29 protein-coding genes are annotated in these 26646 nt (G+C 39.7%); 10 read left to right on the forward strand and 19 right to left on the reverse strand.

The genetic code is table 11. The features are described 5' to 3' along the window. The first annotated feature begins 52 nt into the window (after nt 1–52). Nucleotides 53–1189 (forward strand): lycopene cyclase family protein, encoded by a 1137-nt coding sequence (locus tag NU09_RS06610; protein ID WP_129750485.1) that lies wholly within the window; start codon nt 53–55, stop codon nt 1187–1189. Here the strand turns inward: NU09_RS06610 and NU09_RS06615 are convergent. The 4 genes from NU09_RS06615 to recA form a co-directional block, all read right to left on the reverse strand. After that, entirely contained in the window at nt 1186–2910 is a 1725-nt protein-coding gene (locus NU09_RS06615) for a hypothetical protein (protein ID WP_129750486.1), read from the reverse strand. The genes NU09_RS06610 and NU09_RS06615 overlap by 4 nt on opposite strands. After that, nucleotides 2907–3455, reverse strand: coding sequence for an RNA polymerase sigma factor (locus NU09_RS06620; protein ID WP_129750487.1), 549 nt, complete (start codon nt 3453–3455; stop codon nt 2907–2909). The genes NU09_RS06615 and NU09_RS06620 overlap by 4 nt, the downstream gene beginning before the upstream one ends. A 22-nt stretch (nt 3456–3477) precedes the next feature. After that, nucleotides 3478–3900 carry a membrane lipoprotein lipid attachment site-containing protein gene (locus NU09_RS06625; RefSeq protein ID WP_129750488.1) on the reverse strand — a complete coding sequence of 141 codons (423 nt, stop codon included), beginning with the start codon at nt 3898–3900 and terminating at the stop codon, nt 3478–3480. 104 nt (nt 3901–4004) lie between these two features. Beyond that, nucleotides 4005–5009, reverse strand: coding sequence for a recombinase RecA (recA, locus tag NU09_RS06630; protein ID WP_129750489.1), 1005 nt, complete (start codon nt 5007–5009; stop codon nt 4005–4007). A 139-nt stretch (nt 5010–5148) separates the two neighbouring features. On the opposite strand from recA, the gene NU09_RS06635 reads away from it, so the two are divergent. From NU09_RS06635 to NU09_RS06665, 7 genes are all read left to right on the forward strand, one after another. After that, the gene (locus tag NU09_RS06635; protein WP_129750490.1) at nt 5149–5667 is read left to right on the forward strand and encodes a hypothetical protein; all 519 of its coding nucleotides are present in this window, start codon (nt 5149–5151) and stop codon (nt 5665–5667) included. A 124-nt stretch (nt 5668–5791) separates the two neighbouring features. After that, on the forward strand, nt 5792–7135 hold the full coding sequence (locus NU09_RS06640; protein WP_129750491.1) for a rhodanese-related sulfurtransferase: 1344 nt from the start codon (nt 5792–5794) through the stop codon (nt 7133–7135). A 199-nt stretch (nt 7136–7334) separates the two neighbouring features. After that, nucleotides 7335–8699, forward strand: a complete 1365-nt coding sequence (locus NU09_RS06645) for a stage 0 sporulation family protein (protein WP_129750492.1) — start codon at nt 7335–7337, stop codon at nt 8697–8699. Then, a complete protein-coding gene (locus NU09_RS06650; RefSeq protein ID WP_129750493.1) occupies nt 8683–9177 on the forward strand; it encodes a gliding motility lipoprotein GldH in 495 nt (164 codons plus the stop codon). Before NU09_RS06645 ends, NU09_RS06650 begins: the two co-directional genes overlap by 17 nt. A 10-nt stretch (nt 9178–9187) precedes the next feature. Further along, nucleotides 9188–11509, forward strand: coding sequence for a penicillin-binding protein 1A (locus NU09_RS06655; protein WP_129750494.1), 2322 nt, complete (start codon nt 9188–9190; stop codon nt 11507–11509). A 95-nt stretch (nt 11510–11604) separates the two neighbouring features. Beyond that, the gene (locus NU09_RS06660) at nt 11605–12306 is read left to right on the forward strand and encodes a CoA transferase subunit A (protein ID WP_129750495.1); all 702 of its coding nucleotides are present in this window, start codon (nt 11605–11607) and stop codon (nt 12304–12306) included. A 2-nt stretch (nt 12307–12308) separates the two neighbouring features. Next, the gene (locus NU09_RS06665; protein ID WP_129750496.1) at nt 12309–12968 is read left to right on the forward strand and encodes a CoA transferase subunit B; all 660 of its coding nucleotides are present in this window, start codon (nt 12309–12311) and stop codon (nt 12966–12968) included. A 33-nt stretch (nt 12969–13001) separates the two neighbouring features. On the opposite strand, the gene NU09_RS06670 is transcribed toward NU09_RS06665, so the two are convergent. From NU09_RS06670 to NU09_RS06705, 8 genes are all read right to left on the reverse strand, one after another. Further along, a complete protein-coding gene (locus NU09_RS06670; protein ID WP_129750497.1) occupies nt 13002–13625 on the reverse strand; it encodes a class I SAM-dependent methyltransferase in 624 nt (207 codons plus the stop codon). Nucleotide 13626: 1 nt separating this feature from the next. Beyond that, nucleotides 13627–15315 carry an ABC transporter ATP-binding protein gene (locus NU09_RS06675; RefSeq protein ID WP_129750498.1) on the reverse strand — a complete coding sequence of 563 codons (1689 nt, stop codon included), beginning with the start codon at nt 15313–15315 and terminating at the stop codon, nt 13627–13629. Between the two features lie 52 nt (nt 15316–15367). Continuing rightward, nucleotides 15368–16081, reverse strand: a complete 714-nt coding sequence (locus tag NU09_RS06680; RefSeq protein ID WP_129750499.1) for a 3'-5' exonuclease — start codon at nt 16079–16081, stop codon at nt 15368–15370. A 3-nt stretch (nt 16082–16084) separates the two neighbouring features. Then, on the reverse strand, nt 16085–17305 hold the full coding sequence (locus NU09_RS06685; protein ID WP_129750500.1) for a serine hydrolase domain-containing protein: 1221 nt from the start codon (nt 17303–17305) through the stop codon (nt 16085–16087). 93 nt (nt 17306–17398) lie between these two features. Further along, the gene (locus NU09_RS06690) at nt 17399–17875 is read right to left on the reverse strand and encodes a methylated-DNA--[protein]-cysteine S-methyltransferase (protein ID WP_129750501.1); all 477 of its coding nucleotides are present in this window, start codon (nt 17873–17875) and stop codon (nt 17399–17401) included. 34 nt (nt 17876–17909) lie between these two features. Next, nucleotides 17910–18110 carry a helix-turn-helix transcriptional regulator gene (locus tag NU09_RS06695; RefSeq protein ID WP_129750502.1) on the reverse strand — a complete coding sequence of 67 codons (201 nt, stop codon included), beginning with the start codon at nt 18108–18110 and terminating at the stop codon, nt 17910–17912. Further along, nucleotides 18100–18582, reverse strand: a complete 483-nt coding sequence (locus NU09_RS06700) for a hypothetical protein (protein ID WP_129750503.1) — start codon at nt 18580–18582, stop codon at nt 18100–18102. The genes NU09_RS06695 and NU09_RS06700 overlap by 11 nt, the downstream gene beginning before the upstream one ends. Nucleotides 18583–18715: 133 nt before the next feature. Then, a complete protein-coding gene (locus NU09_RS06705; protein WP_129750504.1) occupies nt 18716–19192 on the reverse strand; it encodes a DUF1573 domain-containing protein in 477 nt (158 codons plus the stop codon). 170 nt (nt 19193–19362) lie between these two features. Here NU09_RS06705 and NU09_RS06710 point away from each other — a divergent pair, with 170 nt between their 5' ends. Continuing rightward, entirely contained in the window at nt 19363–20643 is a 1281-nt protein-coding gene (locus tag NU09_RS06710; RefSeq protein WP_129750505.1) for a sensor histidine kinase, read from the forward strand. After that, complete coding sequence (locus tag NU09_RS06715) at nt 20640–21323, forward strand: response regulator transcription factor (RefSeq protein WP_129750506.1); 684 nt, start codon at nt 20640–20642, stop codon at nt 21321–21323. The genes NU09_RS06710 and NU09_RS06715 overlap by 4 nt, the downstream gene beginning before the upstream one ends. 3 nt (nt 21324–21326) lie before the next feature. On the opposite strand, the gene NU09_RS06720 is transcribed toward NU09_RS06715, so the two are convergent. From NU09_RS06720 to hemE, 7 genes are all read right to left on the reverse strand, one after another. Then, the gene (locus NU09_RS06720; protein WP_129750507.1) at nt 21327–21740 is read right to left on the reverse strand and encodes a c-type cytochrome; all 414 of its coding nucleotides are present in this window, start codon (nt 21738–21740) and stop codon (nt 21327–21329) included. 46 nt (nt 21741–21786) lie between these two features. Then, nucleotides 21787–22764 (reverse strand): porphobilinogen synthase, encoded by a 978-nt coding sequence (gene hemB / locus NU09_RS06725; RefSeq protein ID WP_129750508.1) that lies wholly within the window; start codon nt 22762–22764, stop codon nt 21787–21789. An 11-nt stretch (nt 22765–22775) separates the two neighbouring features. Continuing rightward, entirely contained in the window at nt 22776–23729 is a 954-nt protein-coding gene (locus tag NU09_RS06730; RefSeq protein WP_129750509.1) for a DUF4421 family protein, read from the reverse strand. Continuing rightward, on the reverse strand, nt 23720–24622 hold the full coding sequence (gene hemF / locus NU09_RS06735; RefSeq protein ID WP_129750510.1) for an oxygen-dependent coproporphyrinogen oxidase: 903 nt from the start codon (nt 24620–24622) through the stop codon (nt 23720–23722). Before hemF ends, NU09_RS06730 begins: the two co-directional genes overlap by 10 nt. Continuing rightward, on the reverse strand, nt 24612–25163 hold the full coding sequence (locus NU09_RS06740; RefSeq protein WP_129750511.1) for a GNAT family N-acetyltransferase: 552 nt from the start codon (nt 25161–25163) through the stop codon (nt 24612–24614). The genes hemF and NU09_RS06740 overlap by 11 nt, the downstream gene beginning before the upstream one ends. Nucleotides 25164–25165: 2 nt before the next feature. Beyond that, a complete protein-coding gene (locus NU09_RS06745) occupies nt 25166–25537 on the reverse strand; it encodes a hypothetical protein (RefSeq protein WP_129750512.1) in 372 nt (123 codons plus the stop codon). 66 nt (nt 25538–25603) lie between these two features. Further along, nucleotides 25604–26629, reverse strand: a complete 1026-nt coding sequence (hemE, locus tag NU09_RS06750) for a uroporphyrinogen decarboxylase (RefSeq protein WP_129750513.1) — start codon at nt 26627–26629, stop codon at nt 25604–25606. Between the last annotated feature and the right edge of the window lie 17 nt (nt 26630–26646).

The following is a 26646-nucleotide window of genomic DNA, read 5'->3' on the forward strand; positions in this document are numbered from 1 at the left end:
ATAAGAATAAATGCTTACATTTATCTTATAAGCCTTTTGTGTTTATCCGTCTATGAAGCATTACTATTATATTTTTACAGGAGCAGGGTTATCGTCCTTAATGACAGTGTATAAAATGGCACTATCAGGCAGGTTTAACGATAAGTCTGTTTTGCTTATAGACAGCAATCCTAAAAACACAAACGACCGTACCTGGTGCTTTTGGGAACAGGGCAAAGGCAAATGGGACAACATCGTGAGCAAAAGCTGGAACACTGCGTGGTTTGCGGGCAAGTCGTTTAAAAAAGAACTGGATTTTGGCGATTATCAGTACAAAATGGTTAGCGGGATTGACTTTTACACTTTTATTTTCGACGAACTGAAGCAGCATCCCAATATTGAATTTGCCAATCAGAAAGTTATAGATTTTGCCGATCTACAAAACCATGTCCTGGTTAAAACGGAAACTGAAAACTATACTTGTAATAAACTGTTTAACAGCATATACAATCCTGATATCCCTAAAAAAGGGAAACATCCTGTATTGCAACAACACTTTAAGGGCTGGTTTATTAAAACCAATACTCCTGTTTTTGATAACAGCAAAGCTACCTTTATGGATTTCAGCATTCCTCAAAAAGGCAATACCCGCTTTATGTATGTTCTACCCGTTTCTTCAACCGAAGCCCTGATTGAATATACACTGTTTTCAGAACATCTTCTCGCAGAAGAAGAATATGATACTGCCATTAAGGATTATATAACAGGTTTAGGAATTACTGACTATGAAATAGCAGATAAAGAGAAAGGCAGCATCCCCATGACGGTATATCCGTTTTGGAAAAACAACACCCAAAACATAATGCATATAGGCAGTGCCGGAGGATGGACAAAAGCCTCAACCGGATACACCTTTAAGAATAGTGATAAACAGTCTGAAAAACTTATCCGCTTTTTAGAGCGGGAGAATGATTTGAGGAAATTTTACAAAACCAACCGTTTTTGGTTTTACGACCTCTTATTACTGGATATACTATACCGCACCAATGAAAAAGGCAGTGAAATATTCGCTGCCCTGTTCAAAAAGGGAAATGCATCCCCTGTATTTAAGTTCCTTGATGAGGAAACCTCATTAATTGAAGACTTGTCTGTAATTGCTAAATGCCCGAAGAGCCTTTTTATAAAGGCCCTTCTGAGAAACAGTATTTAGAATTTAAAGCTTACACCCGAGTAAAGCCCTATAAAATATGGCCTGAAATTACCCGAACTTCCGTTAAAGGTATTTACCTGATATTTAAAGGTAGGCTCAAAGTTAGCTTCAAATGATTTCCAGAAACTATATTTAAATCCAACACCAAGGTTGGTACTAAAGTTCACATCGTTAAGGTTTCCGGCTTCTCCCACCTCAGTACTGTAACCCTGATTAGAAACCACGCTTATATTATTATCATTCAGGAACAGCGTACTGAAACCTCCTATAAGCTCTATACCAAACTTTTTATTCAGCAGCTTGTAAGACATTTCCAGCGGTACCTCTATATACCCCATCTTCTGTACCATTTGCCCCTCAAAGTTTTGGTTGGCAAAAGTATTGGAAGCAAACAGTACCGGTGCTGTACCGGAAGTAGGTGTAAGTCCTGCTATATCTCCGTTTCCGTTTTGAGTCTCTATAACTATATTAGCCGACCTGCTGCCTGCCGATACTATATTATTTGTTTGCCCGTCTAACGAAGCATAATAAGTAATATCGTTAGTAGAGTAGCTAAGGTTTACCGTGTTGATACCCGAACGTATTGAAATCTTATCGTTTATGGCATAATCCAACCCTACACCATAACTCATATCGGCATCATAATTTTTACTGTTTGATGCAAACTGCGCGTCTATAGGAGAGCCCTGCGACATTGAGTTATAAAATAACGGAGCCACCTGAGGCTTAACATTCCACTTGTAGTTTTTAACCGCCTCGGCAATAGCCTCATCTTTCTCTCCCTCTTCTTTTTCCCTAAGTATTTTTTCAAGTTCATTCTCCTCTTCCACAACAGCACTGTCTACAGTAGTTTCAGCATCCGCAACTTCCGATTCGTTACCATTTATTAACTGATTAAGCTTACTTTCCTTTTCAGCATCATTAAACTGTATGTTGTTTTCATCAGTTGTTTTGTTATCTGTCTGGATATTGGCCTTATCAGAATTTACAGGGGCATTATTATTTGCCACACCCTGATTGTTTTCCTGTTGCAATACGTCTAACTTATCTGCATCTGTAGTTATGCCGCTTCTATTTTCGTTACCAGAAGCATTATCACCCTTACTCTTAGTATTGGTTTTGCCTTGCGCAATCCTTTCTTGCTGAGTAAGTAATTTATCTTGAGTTACAGGTGAGGTAATATTTTTATTGCCCGATTTTGTTTTGGCTGTGGTTTTGCCTGATTTATCACTGCCTGCACCCATCACTACGGCATCCTGTTGTTTTACAGGACCCATAACCGTAGAACCTTGGTTTCCTGATTTAGCATTCACTCCCGAAGTTGCTGTTCCGTTTTCAGTAGGCGAAGCCGCATTACCGGTTTGATTAATGTCTTCTTGTGTAACGGCGCTTTCGGTATCGGGTACAATAGCACCGTTACCGTTTTGATTACTGCTGTTTGAATTTTGTGTGTCAGCATCCTCCTGTACTACCGGATTCACCGCCGGGTCTGTAACTGTATCATGGTTACCGTTAATAATAGGCCACGAAAGCATAAGCCCTATTACAAATAGTGCCGCAATGCCGCCTACCCTATACCACCATATAGGAATAACCCTGCGTTTCTTTTTATCCTTTTGCAGTTCTGCCTCAATGTTTTGCCACAGGTTTTCCGGTGGAGCCACATCAAAGTCCTTAAACTTCTCCTGGAATAATCTGTCTATGTGTTTTTTCTCACTCATTTTGCCGAATGAACTTTTGTGTTGCCCTTATGGGCTTCAATTTTCTCCTTCAATATTATCCTTGCCCTGGCAAGGTTAGATTTAGAGGTGCCTATTGTTATATTAAGCATCTCTGCAATTTCCTTATGCGAAAACCCGTCGGTTACATACAGGTTAAAAACCATCCTGTACCTGTCGGGCAGTTCCTGAATAATGGAAAGCAAAAAATCCATGGAAATGTTGTCTTCCTCAATTTCCATAGTATCTTCCTCATCAGGAATGTTCTCATTAACCAGTTCTACAACACCCTGTGTCCTGTATTTCTGAAGAACGTTGTTAACCATCACCCTTTTTGCCCAGCCCTCAAACGAGCCCTGAAAACGGAACTGGTCTATTTTTTTAAAGATCAGTAAAAAACCGTCCTGCAAATTATCCTGAGCATCGGCATAATTGCGCGAGTATTTAAGGCATACCGCAAACAGCTTAGAGGCATATAGCCTGTAAAGCTGCTCCTGCGCCTTAATACTGTTGTTTTGACAATCATGTATTATCTGCTCAAGACCCAAGGGTTTTATGTATTATAAATTACTACTGCGCAATAGGAACCTCAACCTCCATGTATGAGTTGGTTCCGTCTTCATTTTTCCCCGTATAAAACTTAAACAGGTAAGACGAGCCGCCATAGGTAGGGCTGCAGGCAAAAGTAAAAGAAGCCTCTTCCGGCTCCACCCCGTCCAGGGATGCACAGTTGGAGTCTTCAATAACCAGTGTTTGTACCGCAATTACCAGGGCATTGTTTTTTTCCTCATAATGAAACCCGTCATAAAAATAACAGTCTGTTGGCCTTTGGTACTTTACTTTTATCTCATAGTTTTCACCGTGCACAAAGTATTCGGGCATCTCTACCCCAACAACAGGAACAAACGCCACGTGAAACTGCGGATTGTCCTCATCAAAAGAGCAGGACGTTAATAAAAATAAAGCAGCAAAAAACAAAATCAGCTTTTTCATAAAAACCTTTTCAATATTCATTATACAATTAGGATGCTAAAATGCACAAAAGGTTGCGTTTAGCAATAAAAAAACCCGAATAATTTCGGGCTTTTACATTTTGTTTAAGCAATGCTTTCTTTTATTGCTAATTTTATTTTCTCTTCCAGCTCATCTGCCAGTTCCGGGTTGTCTTTAATCAAAGATTTAACAGCATCCCTTCCCTGTCCCAGTTTAGTGTCGCCGTAGCTAAACCATGAGCCCGATTTCTTAATTATTTCAAACTCTACCGCAAGATCAAGTATCTCTCCTGTTTTGCTTACCCCTTCGCCATACATAATGTCGAACTCGGCAGTTTTGAACGGAGGTGCAACCTTATTCTTAACGATTTTTACCTTAGTACGGTTACCCAGTACGTTTTCACCATCCTTGATTTGTGAAGAACGACGGATGTCTATCCTTACCGAAGCGTAGAACTTAAGTGCGTTACCACCCGTTGTAGTTTCAGGGTTACCAAACATAACACCTATTTTTTCACGAAGCTGGTTGATAAAGAATACCGTACAGTTTGTTTTGCTTATAGTAGCCGTAAGCTTACGTAAAGCCTGCGACATAAGGCGTGCATGAAGACCCATTTTAGAGTCACCCATTTCTCCTTCAATCTCACTTTTTGGTGTAAGTGCGGCAACCGAGTCGATTACCACTATATCTATAGCTCCTGAACGGATAAGGTTTTCGGCAATTTCAAGTGCCTGCTCACCGTTATCCGGCTGAGAGATGATAAGGTTTTCTACATCTACACCCAGTTTTTCGGCATAATGGCGGTCAAAAGCGTGCTCGGCATCCACAAAAGCGGCAATACCACCTGCTTTTTGCGCTTCGGCAATAGCATGAAGGGTAAGGGTTGTTTTACCTGACGATTCCGGACCATAAATCTCTATTATCCTTCCGCGCGGGTACCCGTTTACCCCAAGGGCAAGATCTACACCAAGCGATCCCGAAGGAATGGCCTCTACCTCCTCAACGGCCTGGTCGCCCAGCTTCATTACCGTTCCTTTACCATATGCTTTGTCCAGTTTGTCCAGCGTTAGCTGCAGTGCCTTTAGTTTGGCTTCTTTATCTCCGCTCATTGTTTATTTTTTTATTTTCAGTAAAATTAGTGCTTTTTTTTGTTGCAGCAAGGATATAAGAAAAAAATCTTATAAGAAAATTTTCTTATGTTGTTTGGCCTGCTTTTTGTTAGCTTTAATTTATCATAAAAATACTATCATGAAAAGCTGTTTTTATTTTTTCCTAATTCTGTTATTTACTTCTGCATTTTCACAAACCGGAAAAATTCAGGGCAAATTAATCATCGAAAACAATGATGATATAGCTCTGGTAAAACAAAACACATTAATAATATTATTTAACGAAAACAGAACTGACACCATAAGACCTGATGAAAATCTAAACTTTACCTTTAAAAATTTACCTGAAGGATTATATACTATAAAATTTTCGCCAAAATCATATCCAACCGATGTACGCTATAAAGTTACCTTAAAGAGCGGAGAGGCATTAAATGTGAATTTAAAATATGCAATAACATGTCCTTATAAGGAAACTGAAGATCATAACTGCCCCGTTTGCGGAAAAAATGATAAAGTTATACCAATAATATATGGATTAGTAATAGGAAACAGAAAAACGAAAGAAGAAGAGGAAGACAAATATTTCCCCGGAGGGTGTATTGTGTCTGATTGCCAACCAGACTGGTATTGCGAAAGAGACCAGAAAAAATTCTAAAGCATTGGTAAAAATAACCCTATTTGCTAATTAACTGATTTTCCCTATCTTTGCCGCCGGTTCTTCCATTTAGAGCCGCACATATTTTTACAATAACTTTCTGAAACTTAAATTTTTGTATAGCATGCAACTGTTCAACACTTTAAGCGCCGAAGAAAGAGCTGAGCTTATAGAGCAATCCGGCAAGCAGCGCCTTACGCTGTCTTTCTACGCATACGCGCACATTCAAGATCCACAACAATTTAGAAACGAATTATTTCTTGGCTGGAACCCGCTTGAGGTTTTAGGCAGGATATATGTGGCAAAAGAAGGTATTAACGCCCAGCTTTCGCTACCGGCCGATAATTTCTATGGGTTTAAGGACTTTATAGAAACCTATCCTTTCATGAAAGGCATAAGGCTTAATGTGGCGGTAGAGCAGGACGACCTTTCGTTCCTTAAGCTTACCATTAAAGTGCGTAACAAGATTGTTGCCGACGGACTGAACGACGATACTTTTGATGTTACCAATAAAGGGGTACACCTTAAGGCAAACGAGTTTAACTCAATGCTGGAAGACCCTAACACCATTGTGGTAGACATGCGTAACCACTACGAGAGCGAAATTGGCCATTTTGTAGGCGCCATTAAGCCCGATGTAGATACGTTTAGGGAATCGTTACCTATTATAGAAGACCAGTTAGCCAACCATAAAGAAGACAAAAACCTGCTTATGTACTGTACAGGGGGTATCCGTTGTGAAAAAGCGAGTGCCTTTTTTAAGCACAAAGGTTTTAAAAACGTATACCAGCTTGAGGGCGGTATTATAGAATATACACGACAGGTAAAGGCAGAAGGACTTGACAGCAAGTTTATAGGTAAGAACTTCGTGTTTGACCACCGTCTTGGTGAGCGAATTACCGATGATATCGTTTCGCAGTGCCACCAGTGCGGCAAACCGTGTGACAACCACACCAACTGTGCTAACGAAGCCTGCCACCTGCTGTTCATTCAGTGTGACGATTGTAAAGCTGCCAGCGAAAACTGCTGTAGCGAGACCTGTCAGGATATTATACACCTTCCGGAAGAAGAGCAAAAAGCACTTCGCCGCGGTATCATGAACGGTAACATGGTATTCAAAAAAGGAAAATCGGAAAGGCTTACTTACAAAAAAACGGGTGAAGCAGTTACCAGCGTACCGCTTGCTAAGGCAAAACCGGTTAAAAAGGTTAAAAAAGTGCTTGTGGGTAAAGGGGAACACTTCTTTACAAAAGCATCTATAGGTCAGTTTACCATAGAGAACCAGGAGCTTAAAACAGGCGATACGGTTATGATAGTGGGCCCAACCACAGGTCAGCAGGAACTGGTTATAGACAAAATGTTTATTAACGGAAAAGAAGGCGATACTGCCGTAAAAGGAGACAAAGTTACCTTTACTGTTCCGTTCAGGATACGACTTTCAGATAAGCTGTTTAAGGTACTTAGCTAAAAACCGCTTACCACAATACAAAAAGCCTGCACCATGTGCGGGCTTTTTTTGTTTTTACCCCTGAGAATCAGCTCTCACAGCAGCTGCCGAGCTTTATGTTGGCATTCACATAATATTAGCTTAAAAACACTATCTTTACACACAAAATCGTTTAAGAATCAGTAGCGGGATTAACCGCGATCTATATATATTTAAAATTATGGCATGTACAAACTGTTCTACGGGTTCTAAAGACGGAACGCCGAGAGGATGTAAAAATAATGGCACTTGCGGAACGGACAGTTGTAATAAACTTACTGTTTTTGACTGGCTCTCTAATATGAGCTTACCGGGCGGAGAAGAGACGTTTAATTGTGTGGAGATTCGCTTTAAAAACGGAAGGAAAGAGTTCTACAGAAATACCGAAAAACTTACACTAAGCATAGGCGATATAGTTGCAACAGAAGCTTCGCCGGGCCACGATATAGGAATTGTAACCCTAACCGGAGAACTGGTTAAGGTACAGATGAAAAAAAAGAATGCTGATCCGTTTGGAGAGGTTCCTAAAATATACAGGAAGGCTACGCAAAAGGATATTGACATATGGAGCGAAGCCCGTAACAGGGAAGAGCCTATGAAGGTTATTGCACGTGAGCTGGCTATTAAGCTTAACCTTGAGATGAAGATATCGGATATCGAGTTTCAGGGAGATGCTTCTAAGGCTACGTTCTACTATACGGCAAACGACCGTGTGGATTTCCGTCAGCTTATTAAGGATTATGCGCGTGAGTTCAGCATCAGGATCGAGATGAAACAGGTAGGTTTCCGTCAGGAAGCTTCAAGGCTTGGAGGTATCGGTTCGTGCGGAAGGGAGCTTTGCTGCTCTACATGGCTAACCGATTTTAGGAGCGTTAATACCGCTGCGGCACGTTACCAACAGCTTTCGCTTAACCCGCAAAAACTTGCAGGGCAGTGCGGTAAGCTTAAATGCTGCCTTAACTATGAGCTGGACACTTATCTGGATGCGTTAAAAGACCTTCCGGATCTGGATACTAAGGTTTATACCGAAAAGGGTGACGCCGTTTGCCAAAAGGTAGATATCTTTAAAGGGCTTATGTGGTTTGCCTATTTTGATAATATGGCACACTGGCACGTTATCAGTGCCGACCATGTAAAGGAAATAGTGGCGCTTAATAAAGAGAAAAAGCGTATTCCGTCGCTGGAAGAATATGCAATAGACCCTACCGTTGCGGAAGAGGACACTATCGAGAAAAACTTCCAGAATGTTGTAGGCCAGGACAGCCTTACACGTTTTGACAAGCCTAAGAAGAAAAAGAAAAGGCCGGTTAAAAATAAAAAGCCTGAAACTGCTGCAGCTGCCACTAATGAGGCAAAGCCTGCACAGGCTAACAAAAACAAACAGGCTAACAATAACAACAGGCCTGCAAATAATAACAACGGCAACAACCCTAACAAACAGGGCGGCCAGGGTAATAAAAACAAAAGGCCTAATAACAATAATAAAAAGCCAAACAACAACAATAATAAACAACAATCAAACGACAAAAATGCTAATCAGAAATAGCCTTTTAGCCATAGGATTGCTTTTCCTTACCGCTTCGTGCGATAAGAAAAGGGTTTTTGACGACTACAAACCCATTAAGGGCACATGGAATAAGGACAGTATTGTTTCGTTTCAGTTTGAACAAAACGATACTGTTACTCCTTACAATATGTTTCTTAACATAAGAAACAACAACGATTACCCGTTTAATAATATATTCCTTATCGTAAACATGCAACAGCCAAATGGTGTTACTATTACCGATACACTGGAATATATGATGGCAAATCCTGACGGCTCGCTTTTAGGAAAAGGTTTTTCTGATGTAAAAGAAAGTAAGCTTTGGTACAAAGAAAAAGAACGTTTCCCTAAACCGGGCAATTATAAGGTTAGCATACAGCAGGCCGTAAGAAAAGTAGGGGACATCCCGGGCGTAGAAGAGCTTGACGGTGTGACCGAAGTAGGCTTCAGGATAGAATCTGTAGAATCTAAAGAATAAAAAAATATTTATGGCAACAAACAAAAAGAGTGCTGCAAATAACAAGCAAGAGGAAAATTTCTCTAAATACATAAAGGCTTTCTGGAAAATATACGTTGGTATGGTTGTACTGGCTGTATTGTTTTTCCTTTTTGCTTCATGGGGCTTTTTTGGCCACATGCCTACGTTTGAAGAACTGGAAAATCCGGAATCTAACGTTGCTACAGAAATCATTTCTTCAGACGGCGAAACATTAGGTAAGTTCTATCTGCAAAACCGTACTCCGGTTAAATTTGCCGATCTTCCTGATAATCTTGTAAAAGCACTTGTTGCTACAGAGGACGAGCGTTACTACGAGCACTCGGGAGTAGATGCAAGAGGTACACTAAGAGCCCTGCTTACCTTAGGTAAAGGCGGTGGTGCGAGTACCATTACCCAGCAGCTTGCAAAAAACCTTTTCCACGGTGAGGGTTCTAAAAACCTTGTGATGAGGGTTATTCAAAAAGCTAAGGAGTATGTAATCGCTACCCGTTTGGAAAGGCAGTATACTAAAGACGAGATTATTGCCATGTACCTTAACACGGTAGACTTTACGCATAATGCTGTGGGTATACGTTCGGCAGCAAAAGTATATTTTGGTAAAGAGCCTAAAAACCTTACTACCGAAGAAGCGGCTGTAATTGTAGGGATGCTTAAAAACCCTTCGCTATACAACCCAAAATCCCACCCTAATAACTCTAAGGAAAGGCGTAATGTGGTTTTCCGTCAAATGGAGAAAAACGACTTCATAACCGAAGAGGAAAAAATTGCATTGCAAAAAAAGGATCTTGAGATGCACTACTCTCCGGAATCGCACAAAGAGGGTGTTGCTACCTACTTCCGTGAATACCTAAGAGAGTTTATGGGTAAATGGGTTAAGGATAACCCGAAAGAAGACGGAAGTACTTATGATATTTACCGAGACGGTTTAAAAATATATGTTACTATAGACTCCCGCATGCAAAAGTATGCTGAGGAGGCAGTACACGATCACCTTTCTAACCTGCAGGAACAGTTTTTTATCGACCAGAAGAAAAACAAAAACGCTCCTTTTATAAACATCTCTAAAGAGGAGACAGACAGGATTATGGAAAGGGCCATGAAAAATTCGGACAGGTGGCGTATGATGAAAGATGAAGGCAAGAGCGAAGCCGACATCAAAAAATCGTTTAACGTAAAAACCAAAATGAGAATCTTTACCTGGAAGGGAGAAAAAGATACTATTATGAGTCCTATGGACTCTATAAGATATTACAAAAACTTCCTGCAAACAGGTATGATGTCTATGAGGCCGGAAACAGGGCATGTTATGGCCTGGGTGGGTGGCATAGACTATAAATACTTCCAGTACGACCACGTAGCACAGGGAGCAAGACAGGTAGGTTCTACCTTTAAGCCATTTGTATATGCTACGGCGATAGAGCAGCTACACATAAGGCCTTGCGACTCTATAAACGACTCTCCGTTTACCATGCCCAGAGGCCGCTATGGTATTGAAGCCGACTGGACACCAAGAAACTCTGACGGTAAATTTAGGGGTATGATACCTTACAGTGAGGCATTGGCTAACTCGGTAAATACGGCGTCGGCAAAACTGATGGACCGTGTAGGTCCAAAAACAGTGGTGGATTTAACTCACAAACTGGGAATAAGCTCTAAAATACCGGAACAACCTGCTATTGCACTTGGAGCAGTAGATGTTACCGTTAGCGAAATGGTTGCTGCCTATAGTACCTTTGCCAACAAAGGACTGTACATGAAACCTATGGTTATTACACGTATTGAAGATAAAAACGGAGTGGTACTTTACCAGCCGGTAGCAAAACCGGTAGAAGTAATGAGCAAGGATATTGCCTACACTGTTATAAAACTGCTTGAAGGTGTTACCAGAAGTGGTTCGGGCGGAAGGTTACGTTATGGTAAAAGCAATAGTGAAGTTTACAAGCGTGTAACAGGACATCCGTATCAGTTTACTAACCCTATTGCCGGTAAAACGGGTACTACGCAAAACCAGTCAGACGGTTGGTTTATAGGTATGGTTCCGGATCTTGCGACAGGTGTTTGGGTAGGTAATGAAGACCGTGCAGCCCACTTTAGGGGAATTGCTTACGGACAGGGAGCTACCATGGCATTACCTATATGGGCAATATACATGAGGAAATGCTATAATGATGAAAAACTAAAAGTATCTAAAAAAGAATTTGAAAGGCCTGAAAATCTTTCAATAGATTTAGATTGCGACGATCATAAAGAAACAGTTATCGATTCAACAGATACTAAAGAAGAATCTTTAGAACAATTTATAACTAGCTAGATTCATAAAAAAAAGCAACTCTTTAAAAAGTTAAAAAACGCCCGTTAAAAGGGCGTTTTTTTATATATTTATCCCTCAAAATTAAAATACATTGTATGATTAATAAAAAAGTACAAAACGTAGAGGAAGCATTACGCGATATAAATGACGGAATGACCATAATGCTGGGCGGATTTGGCCTTTGCGGTATTCCTGAAAACAGTATAGCCGAACTGGTAAAAAAAGGCACTACAAACTTAACCTGTATTTCTAATAATGCAGGTGTGGACGATTTTGGCCTTGGCCTGCTATTACAAAAGAAACAGATCAAGAAAATGATCTCTTCTTATGTAGGTGAAAATGCCGAATTTGAAAGACAGATGTTAAGCGGTGAGCTTGAGGTTGAGCTTACTCCTCAGGGTACACTGGCTGAAAAATGCCGTGCTGCTCAGGCAGGTATTCCTGCTTTCTATACTCCGGCAGGATATGGTACCGAAGTTGCTGAAGGTAAAGAAGCAAGAGAGTTTAACGGAAAAATGCACATACTTGAGGAGGCTTTTAAAGCCGACTTTGCCATTGTAAAGGCATGGAAAGGTGACGAAGCGGGTAACCTTATATTTAAGGGTACTTCCAGAAACTTTAACTCATGTATGGCAGGTGCTGCAAAAATTACTATTGCCGAAGTGGAAGAACTTGTTCCTGCAGGAACCCTTGACCCTAACCAGATACATATTCCGGGGATATTTGTAAAGCGTATTTTCCAGGGCGAGAAATATGAGAAGAGAATTGAGCAACGTACAACCAGAAAACGTAATTAATTATGGCATTAGGTAAAGAGCAAATCGCTAAAAGAATAGCAAAAGAAGTTAAAGACGGATATTTTGTTAACCTTGGTATTGGTATCCCTACCCTAGTTGCCAATTATGTTAGAGAAGATATATCAGTTGAGTTCCAAAGTGAGAATGGTGTGCTTGGTATGGGGCCTTTCCCTTTTGAAGGTGAAGAGGATGCTGATGTAATCAACGCAGGTAAACAAACCATAACAACATTACCGGGTGCTTCATTTTTTGATTCTGCCATGAGTTTTGGTATGATTCGCGGCCAGCACGTAGACCTTACTATTTTAGGGGCTATGGAAGTGGCCGAAAATGGCGACATCGCTAACTGGAAAATTCCGGGTAAAATGGTAAAAGGTATGGGTGGTGCTATGGATCTTGTAGCTTCTGCCGAGAATATCATCGTAGCCATGATGCATGTAAACAAAGCCGGCGAATCTAAACTTTTAAAACGCTGTTCCCTGCCTTTAACAGGTGTAGGCTGCGTTAAGAAAATTGTTACTGAGCTTGCTGTTCTTGAAATAGTACCGGAAGGCTTTAAGCTTTTAGAGCGTGCTCCGGGAGTAACAGTTGAAGATATTAAAAATGCTACCGAAGGAAACCTTATCGTAGAAGGCGATATTCCTGAAATGGTAATTGATTAAACAAACAAAAAGCGAAGCTAAATGCTTCGCTTTTTATTTCTTCCTGAAACTACAGAAAGTAAAATTCTGTACCGTATCAAAAGGTGTTTTATGGTTTTCATTAAAACACTCTATCTTTTCAAATGAGTTTTCAAACTGAGTTGCAAGTTCCCCTTGTGAATATTGCCTGATAGGAATACCACTGCATTTTAGCGGTCCGTTTTCTGAAAATGTTCCTATAACGGCAATACCATTATCTGCTATTGCAGCCGTAGCATTGCTAATATAATTAGCAACCTCATCTGCTTCCGTTAAAAAATGAAAGGCTGCACGGTCGTACCAAAAATCATACTTTTCTCCTGCTACAAAATTTGATGCGTCGGCTACAATCCATTTTACTTTACCAGCATTATCACCCAGTCGTTTTTTTGCCCTTTCCAGTGCTGCTTCAGATACATCAAGAATCGTAACATCGCTATATCCGTTTTCCAGAAGCCAGTCGGCAAAAAAGCTGTCCCCTCCACCTATATCAATTATTTTAGCCTTTTTTGGCAGGTTGAATTTCTCAACAAACCTGATGGCAGTTACCGGCTGTGGCTGATACCAGCTTACCTCATTTAACTGTTTTGTGGTATATATATTTTCCCAGTGTTTTTTCCTGTCAAATGTCTCTGTCATCTTATTCTCCTTTAGGTATCGCTTCAATTAATTTTTTGGTATACTCCTTTTGCGGATGCTCATAAAGGGCATCTGCCTCATTCATTTCTTCAATCTGTCCTTTATTCATTACCAATACCTGGTCACTCATATATTTTACTACGGCAAGGTCGTGCGAAATGAAAATATAGGTAAAACCAAAGTTCTCCTTTAATTCATTAAGCAGGTTGAGTACCTGTGCCTGTACCGAAATATCTAATGCAGAAACTGATTCATCGCAAACTATAAGCTTAGGCTGCAGGGCAATAGTACGGGCTATTCCCACACGCTGACGCTGCCCTCCCGAAAATTCATGCGGGTATCGGTTAAAATGTTCTTCGCCTAAACCTACACGGTTTAGTATTTCAATAGTTTTTTCCTTTCGTTCCTTATCATTCTTATACAGGCCATGTACCTTCATCGGTTCCATTATAGCTTTTCCCACAGTTATCCTTGGGTTAAGGGATGAATAAGGATCCTGAAAAATAATCTGTATTTCTTTTCGCAGTGTTCTAATCTCTTTTGCAGATAGTTTTGTGAGGTCGGTTCCTCTATATAATATGTTACCTGCTGTTGCCTTATCCAGTTGTAATATGGCATTACCTAAGGTAGACTTACCACAGCCAGACTCGCCTACAAGGCCAAGTGTTTCTCCTTCATAAATCTTAAAGCTTACATCGTTCACTGCTTTAAATTTTACATCCCTGCCAAACAAACCAGCCGAAGAAACATATTCCTTTTCTACATTAATAACTTCGAGCAAAGGAGGCTGACTATATAATACTTCATGTTCTTTTTTACGTTGTTGCGGGGTCACTTCCGTTTTATCAACCGTGTTTTCAAGGTAATCCTGAATAGTAGGCAATCGCTTTAAACGAACATCAAGGGATGGCCTCGAATTGATAAGGGCTTTAGTATAGGTATGCTCAGGATTATGAAAAATCTCTTCAGCATTACCCTGCTCTACTATGTTCCCTTGGTACATTACCAGTACTCTGTTTGCAATTTCGGAAACCAGCGACAAGTCATGGGAAATAAAAATAATACTCATTTTTGTTTCCTGCTGCAGTTCCTTAAGCAATAGTATTATCTCTTTTTGTACCGTTACATCGAGCGCTGTAGTAGGCTCGTCGGCAATAAGTATTTTGGGTTTGCAGGCAATTGCCATAGCAATCATTACCCTTTGCTTTTGCCCTCCTGATATCTCATGCGGATAACGGTTGTATATCTTTTCCGGGTTGGGCAGCTTTACCTTTTCAAATAAGGAAAGTACCGTTGCCTTTATTTCTTTTTGGGATAAGGAAGTATGCTCTTTTAGTATCTCCTCTACCTGATAGCCACATTTAAGCGATGGATTAAGGGAACTCATTGGCTCCTGAAAAATCATGGCAATATCATTACCCCTTATTTCCCTTAGTTTTTTATTCTCGAGTTTTGCTATATCATCCCCGTTAAAGGTTATGGTACCCGATGTTACCTCTAATATCCCTTTTGGCAACAATCCCATGACTGCCAGTGAAGTAACCGACTTACCACTCCCTGACTCACCCACTATTCCCAGTATCTCATTTTCCTGAAGGGTAAAAGTACTGTCGTGTACTATGGATGTCCATTTCCCTTCTTTTCTTGCCGAAATGGTAACATGGTTTATATTTAACAGGGTATTGCTCATGTGGTAAAAATAAGGGTTTATTCCCTTTTATTCTATAACAAAAGTAGCTAAGCTACACGTGTATTATTTCTTCTTCAATCAACAGGTCTTCACGGCGAAAACGAAGCAGCACCTGTGCTACGGCTATAACATCCTTTTCGCAATAGGTAACTATACGGTCTATATCCTTTTCAATATAATATACCTCAGCTACCTGGCTGCCGTCTATATCGCCCTTAGGGGAAGGTATACCCAGTATCTTGGTAAGCAGCTTTAGCGAAGTAAAACTTTTATAGTCGCCAAACTTCCACAATTCCATTGTATCCAGATGTGGGACTTCCCATGGCTTCTTACCAAAAAGATTAAGCTTATTAGGGATAGGGACATTGTTTATTATCATCCTTCGGGCTATGAAGGGAAAATCGAATTCCTTTGCATTATGCCCACACATAATATGCTGTGGCTGGCTAAAATGATTATTGACCAGGTTACTGAAATCCTTTAAGATTTGGGTTTCTTCACCAAAAAAGGACGTAACCCTAAAATGTCTTATATCTCCGCGAAGTGTAAAAAATCCTGCCGAAAGGCATATTATCTTACCAAACTCGGCCCAAATGCCGGCCCGGTCGTAAAACTCCTCAGGAGTATAATCTTCCTTTCGCTGATAAAATGTCTTTTGTTCAAAAAGCTGTTGGGTTTCCTCATCCAAAAGCCCAAAATGCCTTTGCTCAGGAACCGTTTCTATATCTAAAAAAAGTATATTTTCAAGGTTTATCCTTTCAATCATAAACTATTTATTCTCCTGTTGCTCTTCTTCCTCTTGTGTTAATGTTTTAAAATTCCCCACTCCTTCATTCTCTTTTATCAGTCCCATCATTTTGTAGGCTTCATCTACATAAACATAAAAATCGTTACTATGAGGATCCTTATCTGTCTGTAGTCCTTTGGTGTGCCCCAAACGAACTATTATAACATTATCCTGAGGCACAACAATTACAAACTGCCCCAAATGTCCTCGCATGTAATACATTTTCCTGTTAAGATAATGGTTAATCCACCATCCGTAACCATATTCAGGGGATGCATCAAAACGTGGCTTTACCATGGTTTTTACCGCGGTACTATCCAGTATCTGATTTCCGTTCCAGTTACCCTCGTGCAGAAACAATTTACCAAAACGTGCAAAATCCCTGGCATTACTGGCAAAGCAGCAATAGGCTTTTTCTATACCTCCAGGTTCATCCAGTTGCCATAAAGCCGGATTTTCTGCTCCCATAGGTTTCCAGAATTTTTCAGACACATAATCTGAAAGATGTTCTCCGGTAGCTTTTTCCAGTACCATGGCAAGCAGTTCTGTTGCACCGCTTACATATTCAAAATCCCTTCCCGGCTCCCTTACTACTTTAACACCCAAAACCGTTTCCTTTAGGTTATCATCAAAATAGGCTCTTGTTGTTACTGAAAACGGACTGCTGTACTGCTCTCCCCAATCCAAGCCGGTTGCCATAGAGGAGAGGTCACCCACCGTAAGTTCGGCAGCATAACCTTCATTATATTCAGGAAAATAATCGGAAACCTTTTGATCAAGACTCTTAACCTTGCCTTCCATAACAGCTTTAAAAAGTGCTGCCGAAACAATACTTTTTGCCATAGAGAAAGAGTTAGTTTTAGAGTCTTTCCCATAACCGTCATAATAACTTTCGTGCCAAATGCTGTCATTCTTAATAATAAGGTAGGCTACCGTTCCCAGTGTTTTATGGGTATCTTCCAGCCTTTGGGTTGCAGGCACTTTATTATAATCTTTATCGGTTGCCCATGGTTGTGCAGTACCGGCTTCTACCACGCGGTTATCAAAATATTCGTAATCATCTAAAAAGGCTGTGGTTTTACCGTTTAGGTAAACTACCCTAACTGCTTTTAAAAGATAGTCAACATTAAATATGTACAGTAAAGCCACTATAACCGCAATACTGATTATAAGGAATATAAGAAACTTCTTAAGGAATTTCATGGTGGTTTGGTTTAGTTTGTGTAATTACGAATTTACATAATTTTTATTACCTCCAAACCAAACCTGTGATTTCCTTAAGAAGGAAAATACTTTTTAAAAAAGGGATTGTTGCTTTACCGGGTTTTCATGTTCCAAAAGCCATTTTTTACGCCACAGTCCGCCTGCATAGCCAGTTAGTGAACCATCACTGCCTATAACACGGTGACATGGCACCACTATCCATAATGGGTTTTTGCCATTTGCACCGGCAACAGCACGAATTGCTTTTACATCGCCAAGCTTTACCGAAAGATCCTGATAGGAAGTGGTTTTACCAAAAGGAATTTCCAACAGGGCTTTCCATACTTTTTTCTGAAAATCGGTTCCCTTCGGATTTAGCTTAAAATCAAAACCGGTTCGCTCTCCCTCAAAATATTCCTTAAGCTGTTTAGCCGCATCCTCGAGTTCGTGGGGAATATCCTGAGAGGGCATAAGCTTATCATCATCTAATACAGAGATTTTAGATACGCCTTCGGCATCCCCTTCTATAAGGGTAATACCTACCGGAGACTGTATATAAACTTCTGCCATAGCTTAAAATTTTTAGTGGTTTAAAGGTAATGACTTAATCACCGTCTTCTAACTCAAAAATATCATTTACACTAATCTTAAAAAGTTGGGACAGTTTTAATGCCAGAGCCGTAGAAGGCACATATTTACCTTTTTCCATAGCATTAATGGTTTGCCTGCTCACGCCTATTTTATCGGCAAGCTCCTGCTGGGTAAAATTATGTATGGCACGTTGTACTTTTATACTATTCTTCATCTGCTCCTGCTTTATTAAGTTTATAAATGTTATAACGAAACAGGATGATAAAGATAAGAAGCTGGGAGAACATTATGGCGCTCATTACTGTTAGAAAAGGCATTCCGTATATGAACATATAGCTTAACATGATAAGCCCATAGTTTATTGTTGTGGCCCAGGCCAAACTGTTAAGCCTTACAGAGACTACCATTTCGTCTTCATATTTCTCTTTAGAAAAGGCGAATATTACACCAAATACAATTGTAAGTACAACAAGTATTTCATCTGTAACAGAATCTTCTATAAAACCAAAGCTTTTTCTTTCTCCCAAAATTCCGTAATCTGAAACTATGGCAAAGACCTTTGCCTTAATTGGAAATCTTTCAAATCCATCTAAAAAATAGAGCAGTGTCAAAACAACAAAAGAAAGCAGAAAAATAATACCGCTAACTTTTTTTAGGCGGTAAGGAAATAAATAATTCGTTTTCATGATGACTGATTTTAAGTTATGAATCAAATGTAAAACAAATTTTTCAATAAGTAAAACAAACTTTACATTTTGTAAAACAAAAAAGCCATCAGTTATGCTGATGGCTTTCTTATCGAATTGCTATGAAAACTAATTATTGCTTCACTTCAGGAGCAACAACTTTACCTTTTATCGTAAGTACTTTTTTCACGTCGCTATCATTAGTGGTAACAGTTACTGTTTTAGTAAAGTTACCCGGATTAGCTGCATTGTAAGTAGCAGTTACAGTACCCATCTCTCCCGGTTTGATAGGAGTTTTAGTATAGTTTGTAGCTGTACATCCGCAAGAAGCTTTTACGTTTGTAATTAAGATAGTCTGATCTGTAGTATTTTTAAATGTAAACTCATGGGATGCAGGGTGTCCTTTTTCTACATCACCAAAGTTAAACACGTCTTCTGTCCATGTAATTTTAGAAGGCTCCATGTTTTTTGCCTCAGCTACAGTAGTTGTAGCAGTAGCTGCAGGTGCAGATGCTACTTTTCTTGACATAGGAGTTTGAGCGTTTGCAGCGTTAGAAGTAAAAAATAAAGCTCCTACTACCGCAAATAATGAAAGTTTTAATGTTTTCATAATCTAATTATTTAAATTTGGTTAAACTGTCTTTTTATTTGAAACATGACAAATATATCCACTAATATCCACATATTTGTTAATCAGCTTCAAACTCTTGTTAATAACATGTTAACGTGTTGTGCAGTAGTGTTTTTTAAAGTAATATCGGTTCAGGAAATTTATGCGGTTTGAAATTCAGTACACTTAATATAATAGTATTAGTAGGTCTCATTGCCATAGTGGGGGTGCTCACCATGCAATTGCTCATGTTAAATCAGGCTTATGCCTTTGAAAAAAAGGAAATAGGAGAGAAAATACATTTTGCCCTGCAGGATGTGGTAAATAAAATATACCGCGATAATAACAGCGACCTCCCTGCCGCTTCTCCCATTAAAAAGGTGTCGGAAGATTATTATGTAGTGAATGTAGACGATGCTTTTGAAGCCCCGATACTGGAATACTACCTAAACCTGGAGTTTCAAAAAGTAAAAATGGATATGGACTATGAGTATGCCATTTATGACTGCGCTTCAGACGAAATGGTATATGGTGAATATATTTCCTCTAGCGGGAAGGCAGAAAAGAACGAAAAGAAATGCGAAAACTGTTTTACCAAAAAAGAAGGGCTGGTATACTATTTTGCCGTACGTTTTCCTGATTTAAAATACAGCTACATCTCTTCCTTACAACAATACTGGATATATACCGGAGTACTGTTCCTTGTACTGGTTATATATGTATACTCCGTATTCCTTTTATTGAAGCAAAAGAAATACAGCGAGCTGCAAAAGGATTTTATAAACAACATGACACATGAGTTTAAAACTCCATTGTCTTCTATACTTATCGCCTCTAATTATGCAGCAAAACAACCTGAGATAGAACGTAATGTTAAGCTGAACAAATATCTGGAAATCATTATAGAGCAAAGCAACAAGCTTAACCTTCATATTGAAAAGATATTAAATGTCGCTAAGTCGGATGAGATGCATAAAGGAATCCATAAAAAGGAGTTCAACATTGTCGAGTCTCTTGAACTGGTAAAGGAAAACGCATTGCTAAAATACGGCCATGCCAATATTAATCTAACCTCCTTAAAAGACAGTTTCAACCTATATGCCGATGAGTTCCATTTTTACAATATAGCCTTTAATATTGTGGAAAACGCCATGAAATATGGCCCTAACGGAAGTACCAAGGTAAATATAAACCTGGTTGAAACCGACAAGAAACTGGAAATACGTTTTAGTGATAACGGGCCGGGGATACCCAAAGACCATATTGATTATGTTTTTGACCGTTTTTATCGTGTACCGCGTGAAAACAGGGAAGAGGTAGAAGGCTTTGGTATCGGTTTGTTTTATGTAAAAAAAATATGTGATCTTCATAAATGGAAAATCAGCATTACCAATAATCCAGAAAGAGGTATTACCGTAACCATATCTATTCCTAAAAAGCAAATACAATGAGCAGGAAAAAAATATTATACGTAGAAGACGATAACACTCTTGCCTTCCTTACTTCCGATAACCTTGAACAACATTTTGAGGTAGTTCATTTTGCTAACGGTAAAGATGCGTTTGAGGCTTTTAAGAAAAACGGATTTGACCTTTGCGTACTGGATATTATGCTTCCGGGAATGGATGGTTTTGAACTGGCTACTGCTATAAGGGAACTGGATGTGGAAATTCCTATTATTTTTCTTTCGGCAAAAACTCTAAAAGAAGACCGTATTAAAGGTCTTAAACTGGGAGCCGATGATTACCTTATAAAACCTTACAGCATAGAGGAGCTTATTCTTAAAATTGAAGTGTTCCTGCAACGCAGCCAAAAACAGGCAACAGTAAAAAACGTTACCTATACAATAGGCTCTTTTGTGTTTGACCCTACCAATTATTCTCTTACTAAAGGCAGGGAAACTACTATGCTTACCGAAAGAGAATCGGCATTATTAAAGCTTTTTATAGAAAATAAAAATACCATACTTAAACGCGAAATGATGCTTAAGGCCCTTTGGGGAACCGACGATTATTTCATGGGACGAAGTATGGATGTATTTATATCAAGGCTCAGGAAAATATTCCGTGAGGACGAAAGCATCCGTATAGAAAACATACCAAGGATAGGATTTAAACTGGTAGCTCCTTAATAGTTATCGCTTATCCAAATGGCTGTACATATAGTCTTCCAGTGCCTTTAGTTCCTCTTCCGAAAAGTTTCTTGTAATGTAAAAATTGGTCTTCATTACCTCATATTGTGAAGGGTCTACTATAGGTTCTCCTTTTCCTTTAAGGAATTGTACCATGTCGCCGTTTTTATCTTTATAGATTTTGGCAATTTGCTTTATGCTTGGACCTATAACTTTTTGTTCCGGCTTATGGCAGGAAAAGCAGTTACCTTTACCATTAAATATTTCACGCCCTAAAGAAACCGACGGGTCCTGAGATATTCCGGCAGCCTCTGCACCTTCATCGGCAGCTGGGGTTGTATATAAAGATTCTTTCTTCTCTTCCTGTTTACATGAAAACAGGGAGGCAGCAAGTAGTAACAATACGATTTTTTTCATCGGATACAGGGATGCCCTGTCTTTCAGGACAGGGCATTATTAGTTTTTATTTGTTTAAAAGTATAGCTGCTTCTTTAGCAAAATAGGTAGATATAATATCTGCTCCTGCTCGCTTAATGCAGTGCAGCTGCTCTATCATAATCTTGTCATGATCCAGCCAGCCTCTTTCGGCAGCTGCCTTAATCATGGCATACTCTCCCGAAACATGATATACCGATACCGGTACGTTAACCGCATTTTTCACCTCTCTAACAATATCTAGATAAGCAATTCCCGGTTTTACCATTACTATATCGGCACCTTCTTCCACATCATGTAATGCTTCTTTAATGGCCTCAATACGGTTAGCATAATCCATCTGGTAGGTTTTCTTATCACCAAATCCCGGAGCAGAATCCAGCGCATCTCTAAAAGGTCCGTAGAATGACGAAGCATATTTAGCGCTATAGCTCATAATACCTACATTATGATGCCCTGACTCCTCAAGCGCTTTACGTATGGCCAGCACACGCCCGTCCATCATATCACTTGGTGCTACAAAATCGGCACCTGCATCGGCATGGCTCACACTCATTCTTGTTAAGGCATCTACAGTAGCATCGTTTAAAATTTCTCCGTTTTCAACAATACCGTCATGACCGTAAATAGAATATGGGTCAAGTGCCACATCTGGCATAACTACCATTCCCGGAACGGCATCTTTTATAGCCTTAATGGCCTGCTGCATTAACCCGTTAGGATTCCACGCTTCTTTTCCTGTATTGTCTTTAAGCTTATCGTCTACCTTTACATAAATATTGACTGCCTTAACACCCAACCCCCAAAGCTCTTTTACCTCCTTAACGGTAAGATCTACAGAGCGGCGGTAAATACCCGGCATAGACGGGATAGGCACCTCCACATTACTGCCTTCAGCAATAAACATAGGGAACATAAAATCATTAGGTGTAAGAACGGTTTCCCTTACCAATGCTCGCATGGCATCCGTTGTTCTTAATCTTCTGTTTCTGTGTATAGGGAACATGTATTATATATTTAAATTTTTATTATGTCTTTTATCTTTTGTGTTTCTTCCTGTACAACCTTAGGTGCTCCAAACCTGTAACCAAAAAACAGGGTTCCATAGCCTATTACATCATTCATATTAACCCCTAAGCTGGTATTATGGTTAGATACCTGGCCTTTAGAATACAATCCGCCATAAAAAGTATCCGAATTATATCCCATCGAGAGGGTTAATGTCGCCTGGGTTAAAAAAGCCGTATTGTTCTCTCCGTCGTCGTTTATATAGGAAAACCCTGCTCCAAAAGAGCCTCCCGCCGAAATAAGAAAACTTTTTGCGACGACCAGGTTATAATGATATCCCGGCGATAGTGCCACATCTATAAAATAAGCCTTACCTCCCAGTTGCGGTTCTTTTTTACCGTTTAGCTCGGTATAATAATAACTCACAAAAGGCGTAAAACTGCCTGCGCTTTTTAATTGCTTTACATTTTGAAAAGCAACTGCCTTAAACGAAAAATTCTCGTTAAAGACATAACCTGTACTTCCTCCTATTTTTAATGTTTTAAGCCCGGGCAAATAAACATCTTCAAATCCGTCGGCCTTGAGCGAAATACCTTTTTGATAATAAAAATCAAAATGCTGTATCCACTGACCCGGAAAAAAATTAAAGCCAAAAGAAGTCATTTTAGAATCCTTCCTGTCTTTGTTGTTGGCAAAAAACCTTGGTGCCACACCAATGCTAAACGATATAAAATCATATTGTACCGAAACACCCAGTGTGGTTTTTTTATTAGGCTCAACATCAACCACCGTATTATCCTCTGTATATTTAAGCGTAAAATCATTAGAGGTTTGGTGCATGTAAAGCTGTACCGAAAGCTTATCATCAAAGTATTGGATATAAGGATTACTAATGCTGTCCTGTTGTGCAAAACAGCCTCCACATATAAAAAATAATCCTCCTATGTAACTTCTTACATCCAACTTACCGGTTTAGCTAATACTTTTATCAGTCTCTCCTCCTCACTACCCTCTTCAGGATGGTGGTCGTACACCCACTGCACATGTGGCGGAAGACTCATAAGGATACTTTCCATCCTACCATTTGTCTTAAGCCCAAAAAGGGTTCCTTTATCATGTACAAGGTTAAACTCCACATAACGCCCACGGCGTATTTCCTGCCATGTCCTGTTCTCTTCTGTATATTCTATGTCTTTTCTTCTTTCTACAATTGGCACATAAGCCTCAAGGAAACTGTTACCCACTTCGGTTACAAAATCATACCAGTTTTCCATACTAAAGCTTTCTGTAGCTTTACAATGATCAAAAAACAATCCGCCTATACCACGACCTTCGTTACGGTGTGCATTCCAAAAATACTCGTCGCACTGTTGCTTAAATTTAGTATAAAATTCCGGATTATGTTTATCACAAGCTGTTTTACAGGTTTGGTGAAAATGCCTGGCATCTTCCTCAAAAAGATAATAGGGCGTAAGATCCTGACCTCCTCCAAACCAACTGTTTACCAGGTTACCTTCCTTATCATACATTTCAAAATACCTCCAGTTAGCATGTACTGTAGGGACAAACGGATTTTTAGGATGAATTACAAGACTAAGTCCGCAGGCAAAAAAATCTACATCGCCCACATTAAAGTAAGCCTGCATAGCCTTAGGTAACGGTCCGTGTACCGCAGAGATGTTTACCCCTCCTTTTTCAAATACATTACCGTTTTCTATAACACGTGTACGGCCGCCTCCACCTTCAGCACGTTCCCAAAGGTCCTCCCTGAATTTTGCTTTGCCATCTACTGTTTCCAGTTTAGATGTTATGGTATCCTGTAAATCCTGTATGTATTGGTAAAATTTATCTTTCATTGTTGTTATAATCTGATTTTAATAAACCGTAGTAAATAATATCCTCCAGCTGGCCAAATCCGTTTCTAAACTCCTGTCTTAAAATACCTTCCTGTATAAAACCATTTTTTTCGGCTATTCGCTGGCTTCTTTTGTTTACCGGAGAAGTACATATAAAAACCTTATTCATTTCCAGCTCATTAAAACAAAAAGCAACGGCATCTGCCACTGCTTTAGAGGTTATGCCCTTGCCTTCATAGTCCATATCTATAAAATAGGCAAGCTCACATTTATGTACTTTCTCGTTTATGTTTTTTACAACTACATAGCCTATAAGCTCTGTAGTTTCTGTACTGCGCAGATAAAAATAATATCCCTCCCTCTTCTTTTCGGTTTCTAAAGCTTCCGTTAAAAACTGTTCTGTTTTTTCTCTGTCTGAATTAGCAAATGCGGTAACAGGAAACGTTTTGCGTATATGCTCCCTGTTCCTGTCGATGAGCTTAAAAAACTCTTCCGGAAGGATCTTTGCTATACGGTCGGTTCTCCAGTTAGTAAATTCCATTGCTATTGTTTTAATCGGGCTATTTTATTGGTTATATCAAAAGAGAACATTTTGCTCCCCGTTTGTATAAAACTATATAAAGATACCGCTTTTGGTTTCAGGTTTTCAAATTCCTGCTTTTGGCTAAGTCCTGCCATAAAATCAGCAAAGAGTTCAATATTAGCCCAGTCCAGCCCTGTATCTTTAAGATAATTGTTAAGCTCATCGGGAGTTATGCCTTTTAGTTTTTCAAGTGACAAGCCAATTCCCGAAAGTTCCTCATCGGCAGTGGTATCACTCCATCCATCAGGCACAAAAACCAGGGATATCAGCTTTTTGAGCTGATTGTTTATCCTCTCGTTTTCTTCATCCCTTAAACCTAAACTTAACGGCATACTCTCAGTTATATCTCTCAATCTGCAGTTGCATACAATATGTCTGCAACTGCAGATTGTAAACTATTATTTATATTCTTTAACTGCTTCTATAAATGCTTTTGCATGGTCTACCGGGATGTTTGGTAATATACCATGCCCCAGGTTAACTATATAGTTGTCCTTACCAAATTCATCAATCATCTGGTGTACCATTTTCTTGATAGTTGGTATAGGTGATAATAATCTTGACGGATCAAAATTACCCTGAAGGGTTATCTTCCCTCCCGATAGGTAACGTGCATTACGTGCCGAACAGGTCCAGTCTACCCCAAGGGCAGATGCCTTACTTTGTGCCATATCATTAAGGGCAAACCAACATCCTTTACCAAACACGATAACGTGAGTTTCCGGAGCCAGTGCCTCAACAATCTGGTTAATGTATTTCCATGAGAACTCCTGATAGTCTACGGGAGAAAGCATCCCTCCCCAACTGTCAAAAACCTGTACCGCATTAACACCTGCCTTTACCTTTTCCTTAAGGTAGGCAATGGTAGTATCGGTTATTTTCTGTAATAAGGCATGGGCAGCTTCCGGTTGTGAAAAACAAAATCCTTTTGCCGTATCAAAGCTTTTTGAACCTTTGCCTTCTACCGCATAACAGAATATTGTCCATGGCGAACCGGCAAAACCTATAAGCGGCACCTCGTCATTAAGCATTTCCTTAGTAAGCTTAATGGCATCCATTACATAACCTAATGACTCATGAATGTCCGGTATACGAACCTGTTCCACATCCTGTGCAGTACGGATAGGGTTTGGCAAAAACGGCCCAACACTTTCCTTCATTAGCACTTCAATACCCATAGCCTGCGGTACTACAAGAATATCCGAAAATAAAATTGCAGCATCGGGCTTAACAATACGTATTGGCTGTACAGTAATTTCAGCAGCCAGTTCCGGTGTCTGGCATCGGGTAAAAAAGTCATATTTATCCCTTAATGCACGAAACTCAGGTAAGTATCTTCCTGCCTGACGCATCATCCATACGGGTGGCCTTTCTACTGTTTCGTTGCGTAGCGCTTTTAAAAATAGGTCGTTTTTTATGCTCATATCTCAATATTTGCTGC

The organism is Flavobacterium beibuense, from assembly GCF_004151245.1.
In the GTDB taxonomy this organism is placed as follows: Bacteria; Bacteroidota; Bacteroidia; order Flavobacteriales; family Flavobacteriaceae; genus Flavobacterium; species Flavobacterium beibuense_A.

Excerpts from the sequence above, each read along its gene's own strand:
- NU09_RS06610 (WP_129750485.1), top strand. The coding sequence starts at position 53 with ATGAAGCATTACTATTATATTTTTACAGGAGCAGGGTTATCGTCCTTA.
- NU09_RS06615 (WP_129750486.1), bottom strand. The coding sequence starts at position 2,910 with ATGAGTGAGAAAAAACACATAGACAGATTATTCCAGGAGAAGTTTAAG.
- NU09_RS06625 (WP_129750488.1), bottom strand. The coding sequence starts at position 3,900 with ATGAAAAAGCTGATTTTGTTTTTTGCTGCTTTATTTTTATTAACGTCC.
- recA (WP_129750489.1), bottom strand. The coding sequence starts at position 5,009 with ATGAGCGGAGATAAAGAAGCCAAACTAAAGGCACTGCAGCTAACGCTG.
- NU09_RS06635 (WP_129750490.1), top strand. The coding sequence starts at position 5,149 with ATGAAAAGCTGTTTTTATTTTTTCCTAATTCTGTTATTTACTTCTGCA.
- NU09_RS06640 (WP_129750491.1), top strand. The coding sequence starts at position 5,792 with ATGCAACTGTTCAACACTTTAAGCGCCGAAGAAAGAGCTGAGCTTATA.
- NU09_RS06645 (WP_129750492.1), top strand. The coding sequence starts at position 7,335 with ATGGCATGTACAAACTGTTCTACGGGTTCTAAAGACGGAACGCCGAGA.
- NU09_RS06650 (WP_129750493.1), top strand. The coding sequence starts at position 8,683 with ATGCTAATCAGAAATAGCCTTTTAGCCATAGGATTGCTTTTCCTTACC.
- NU09_RS06655 (WP_129750494.1), top strand. The coding sequence starts at position 9,188 with ATGGCAACAAACAAAAAGAGTGCTGCAAATAACAAGCAAGAGGAAAAT.
- NU09_RS06660 (WP_129750495.1), top strand. The coding sequence starts at position 11,605 with ATGATTAATAAAAAAGTACAAAACGTAGAGGAAGCATTACGCGATATA.
- NU09_RS06665 (WP_129750496.1), top strand. The coding sequence starts at position 12,309 with ATGGCATTAGGTAAAGAGCAAATCGCTAAAAGAATAGCAAAAGAAGTT.
- NU09_RS06670 (WP_129750497.1), bottom strand. The coding sequence starts at position 13,625 with ATGACAGAGACATTTGACAGGAAAAAACACTGGGAAAATATATATACC.
- NU09_RS06675 (WP_129750498.1), bottom strand. The coding sequence starts at position 15,315 with ATGAGCAATACCCTGTTAAATATAAACCATGTTACCATTTCGGCAAGA.
- NU09_RS06680 (WP_129750499.1), bottom strand. The coding sequence starts at position 16,081 with ATGATTGAAAGGATAAACCTTGAAAATATACTTTTTTTAGATATAGAA.
- NU09_RS06685 (WP_129750500.1), bottom strand. The coding sequence starts at position 17,305 with ATGAAATTCCTTAAGAAGTTTCTTATATTCCTTATAATCAGTATTGCG.
- NU09_RS06690 (WP_129750501.1), bottom strand. The coding sequence starts at position 17,875 with ATGGCAGAAGTTTATATACAGTCTCCGGTAGGTATTACCCTTATAGAA.
- NU09_RS06695 (WP_129750502.1), bottom strand. The coding sequence starts at position 18,110 with ATGAAGAATAGTATAAAAGTACAACGTGCCATACATAATTTTACCCAG.
- NU09_RS06700 (WP_129750503.1), bottom strand. The coding sequence starts at position 18,582 with ATGAAAACGAATTATTTATTTCCTTACCGCCTAAAAAAAGTTAGCGGT.
- NU09_RS06705 (WP_129750504.1), bottom strand. The coding sequence starts at position 19,192 with ATGAAAACATTAAAACTTTCATTATTTGCGGTAGTAGGAGCTTTATTT.
- NU09_RS06715 (WP_129750506.1), top strand. The coding sequence starts at position 20,640 with ATGAGCAGGAAAAAAATATTATACGTAGAAGACGATAACACTCTTGCC.
- NU09_RS06720 (WP_129750507.1), bottom strand. The coding sequence starts at position 21,740 with ATGAAAAAAATCGTATTGTTACTACTTGCTGCCTCCCTGTTTTCATGT.
- hemB (WP_129750508.1), bottom strand. The coding sequence starts at position 22,764 with ATGTTCCCTATACACAGAAACAGAAGATTAAGAACAACGGATGCCATG.
- hemF (WP_129750510.1), bottom strand. The coding sequence starts at position 24,622 with ATGAAAGATAAATTTTACCAATACATACAGGATTTACAGGATACCATA.
- NU09_RS06740 (WP_129750511.1), bottom strand. The coding sequence starts at position 25,163 with ATGGAATTTACTAACTGGAGAACCGACCGTATAGCAAAGATCCTTCCG.
- NU09_RS06745 (WP_129750512.1), bottom strand. The coding sequence starts at position 25,537 with ATGCCGTTAAGTTTAGGTTTAAGGGATGAAGAAAACGAGAGGATAAAC.
- hemE (WP_129750513.1), bottom strand. The coding sequence starts at position 26,629 with ATGAGCATAAAAAACGACCTATTTTTAAAAGCGCTACGCAACGAAACA.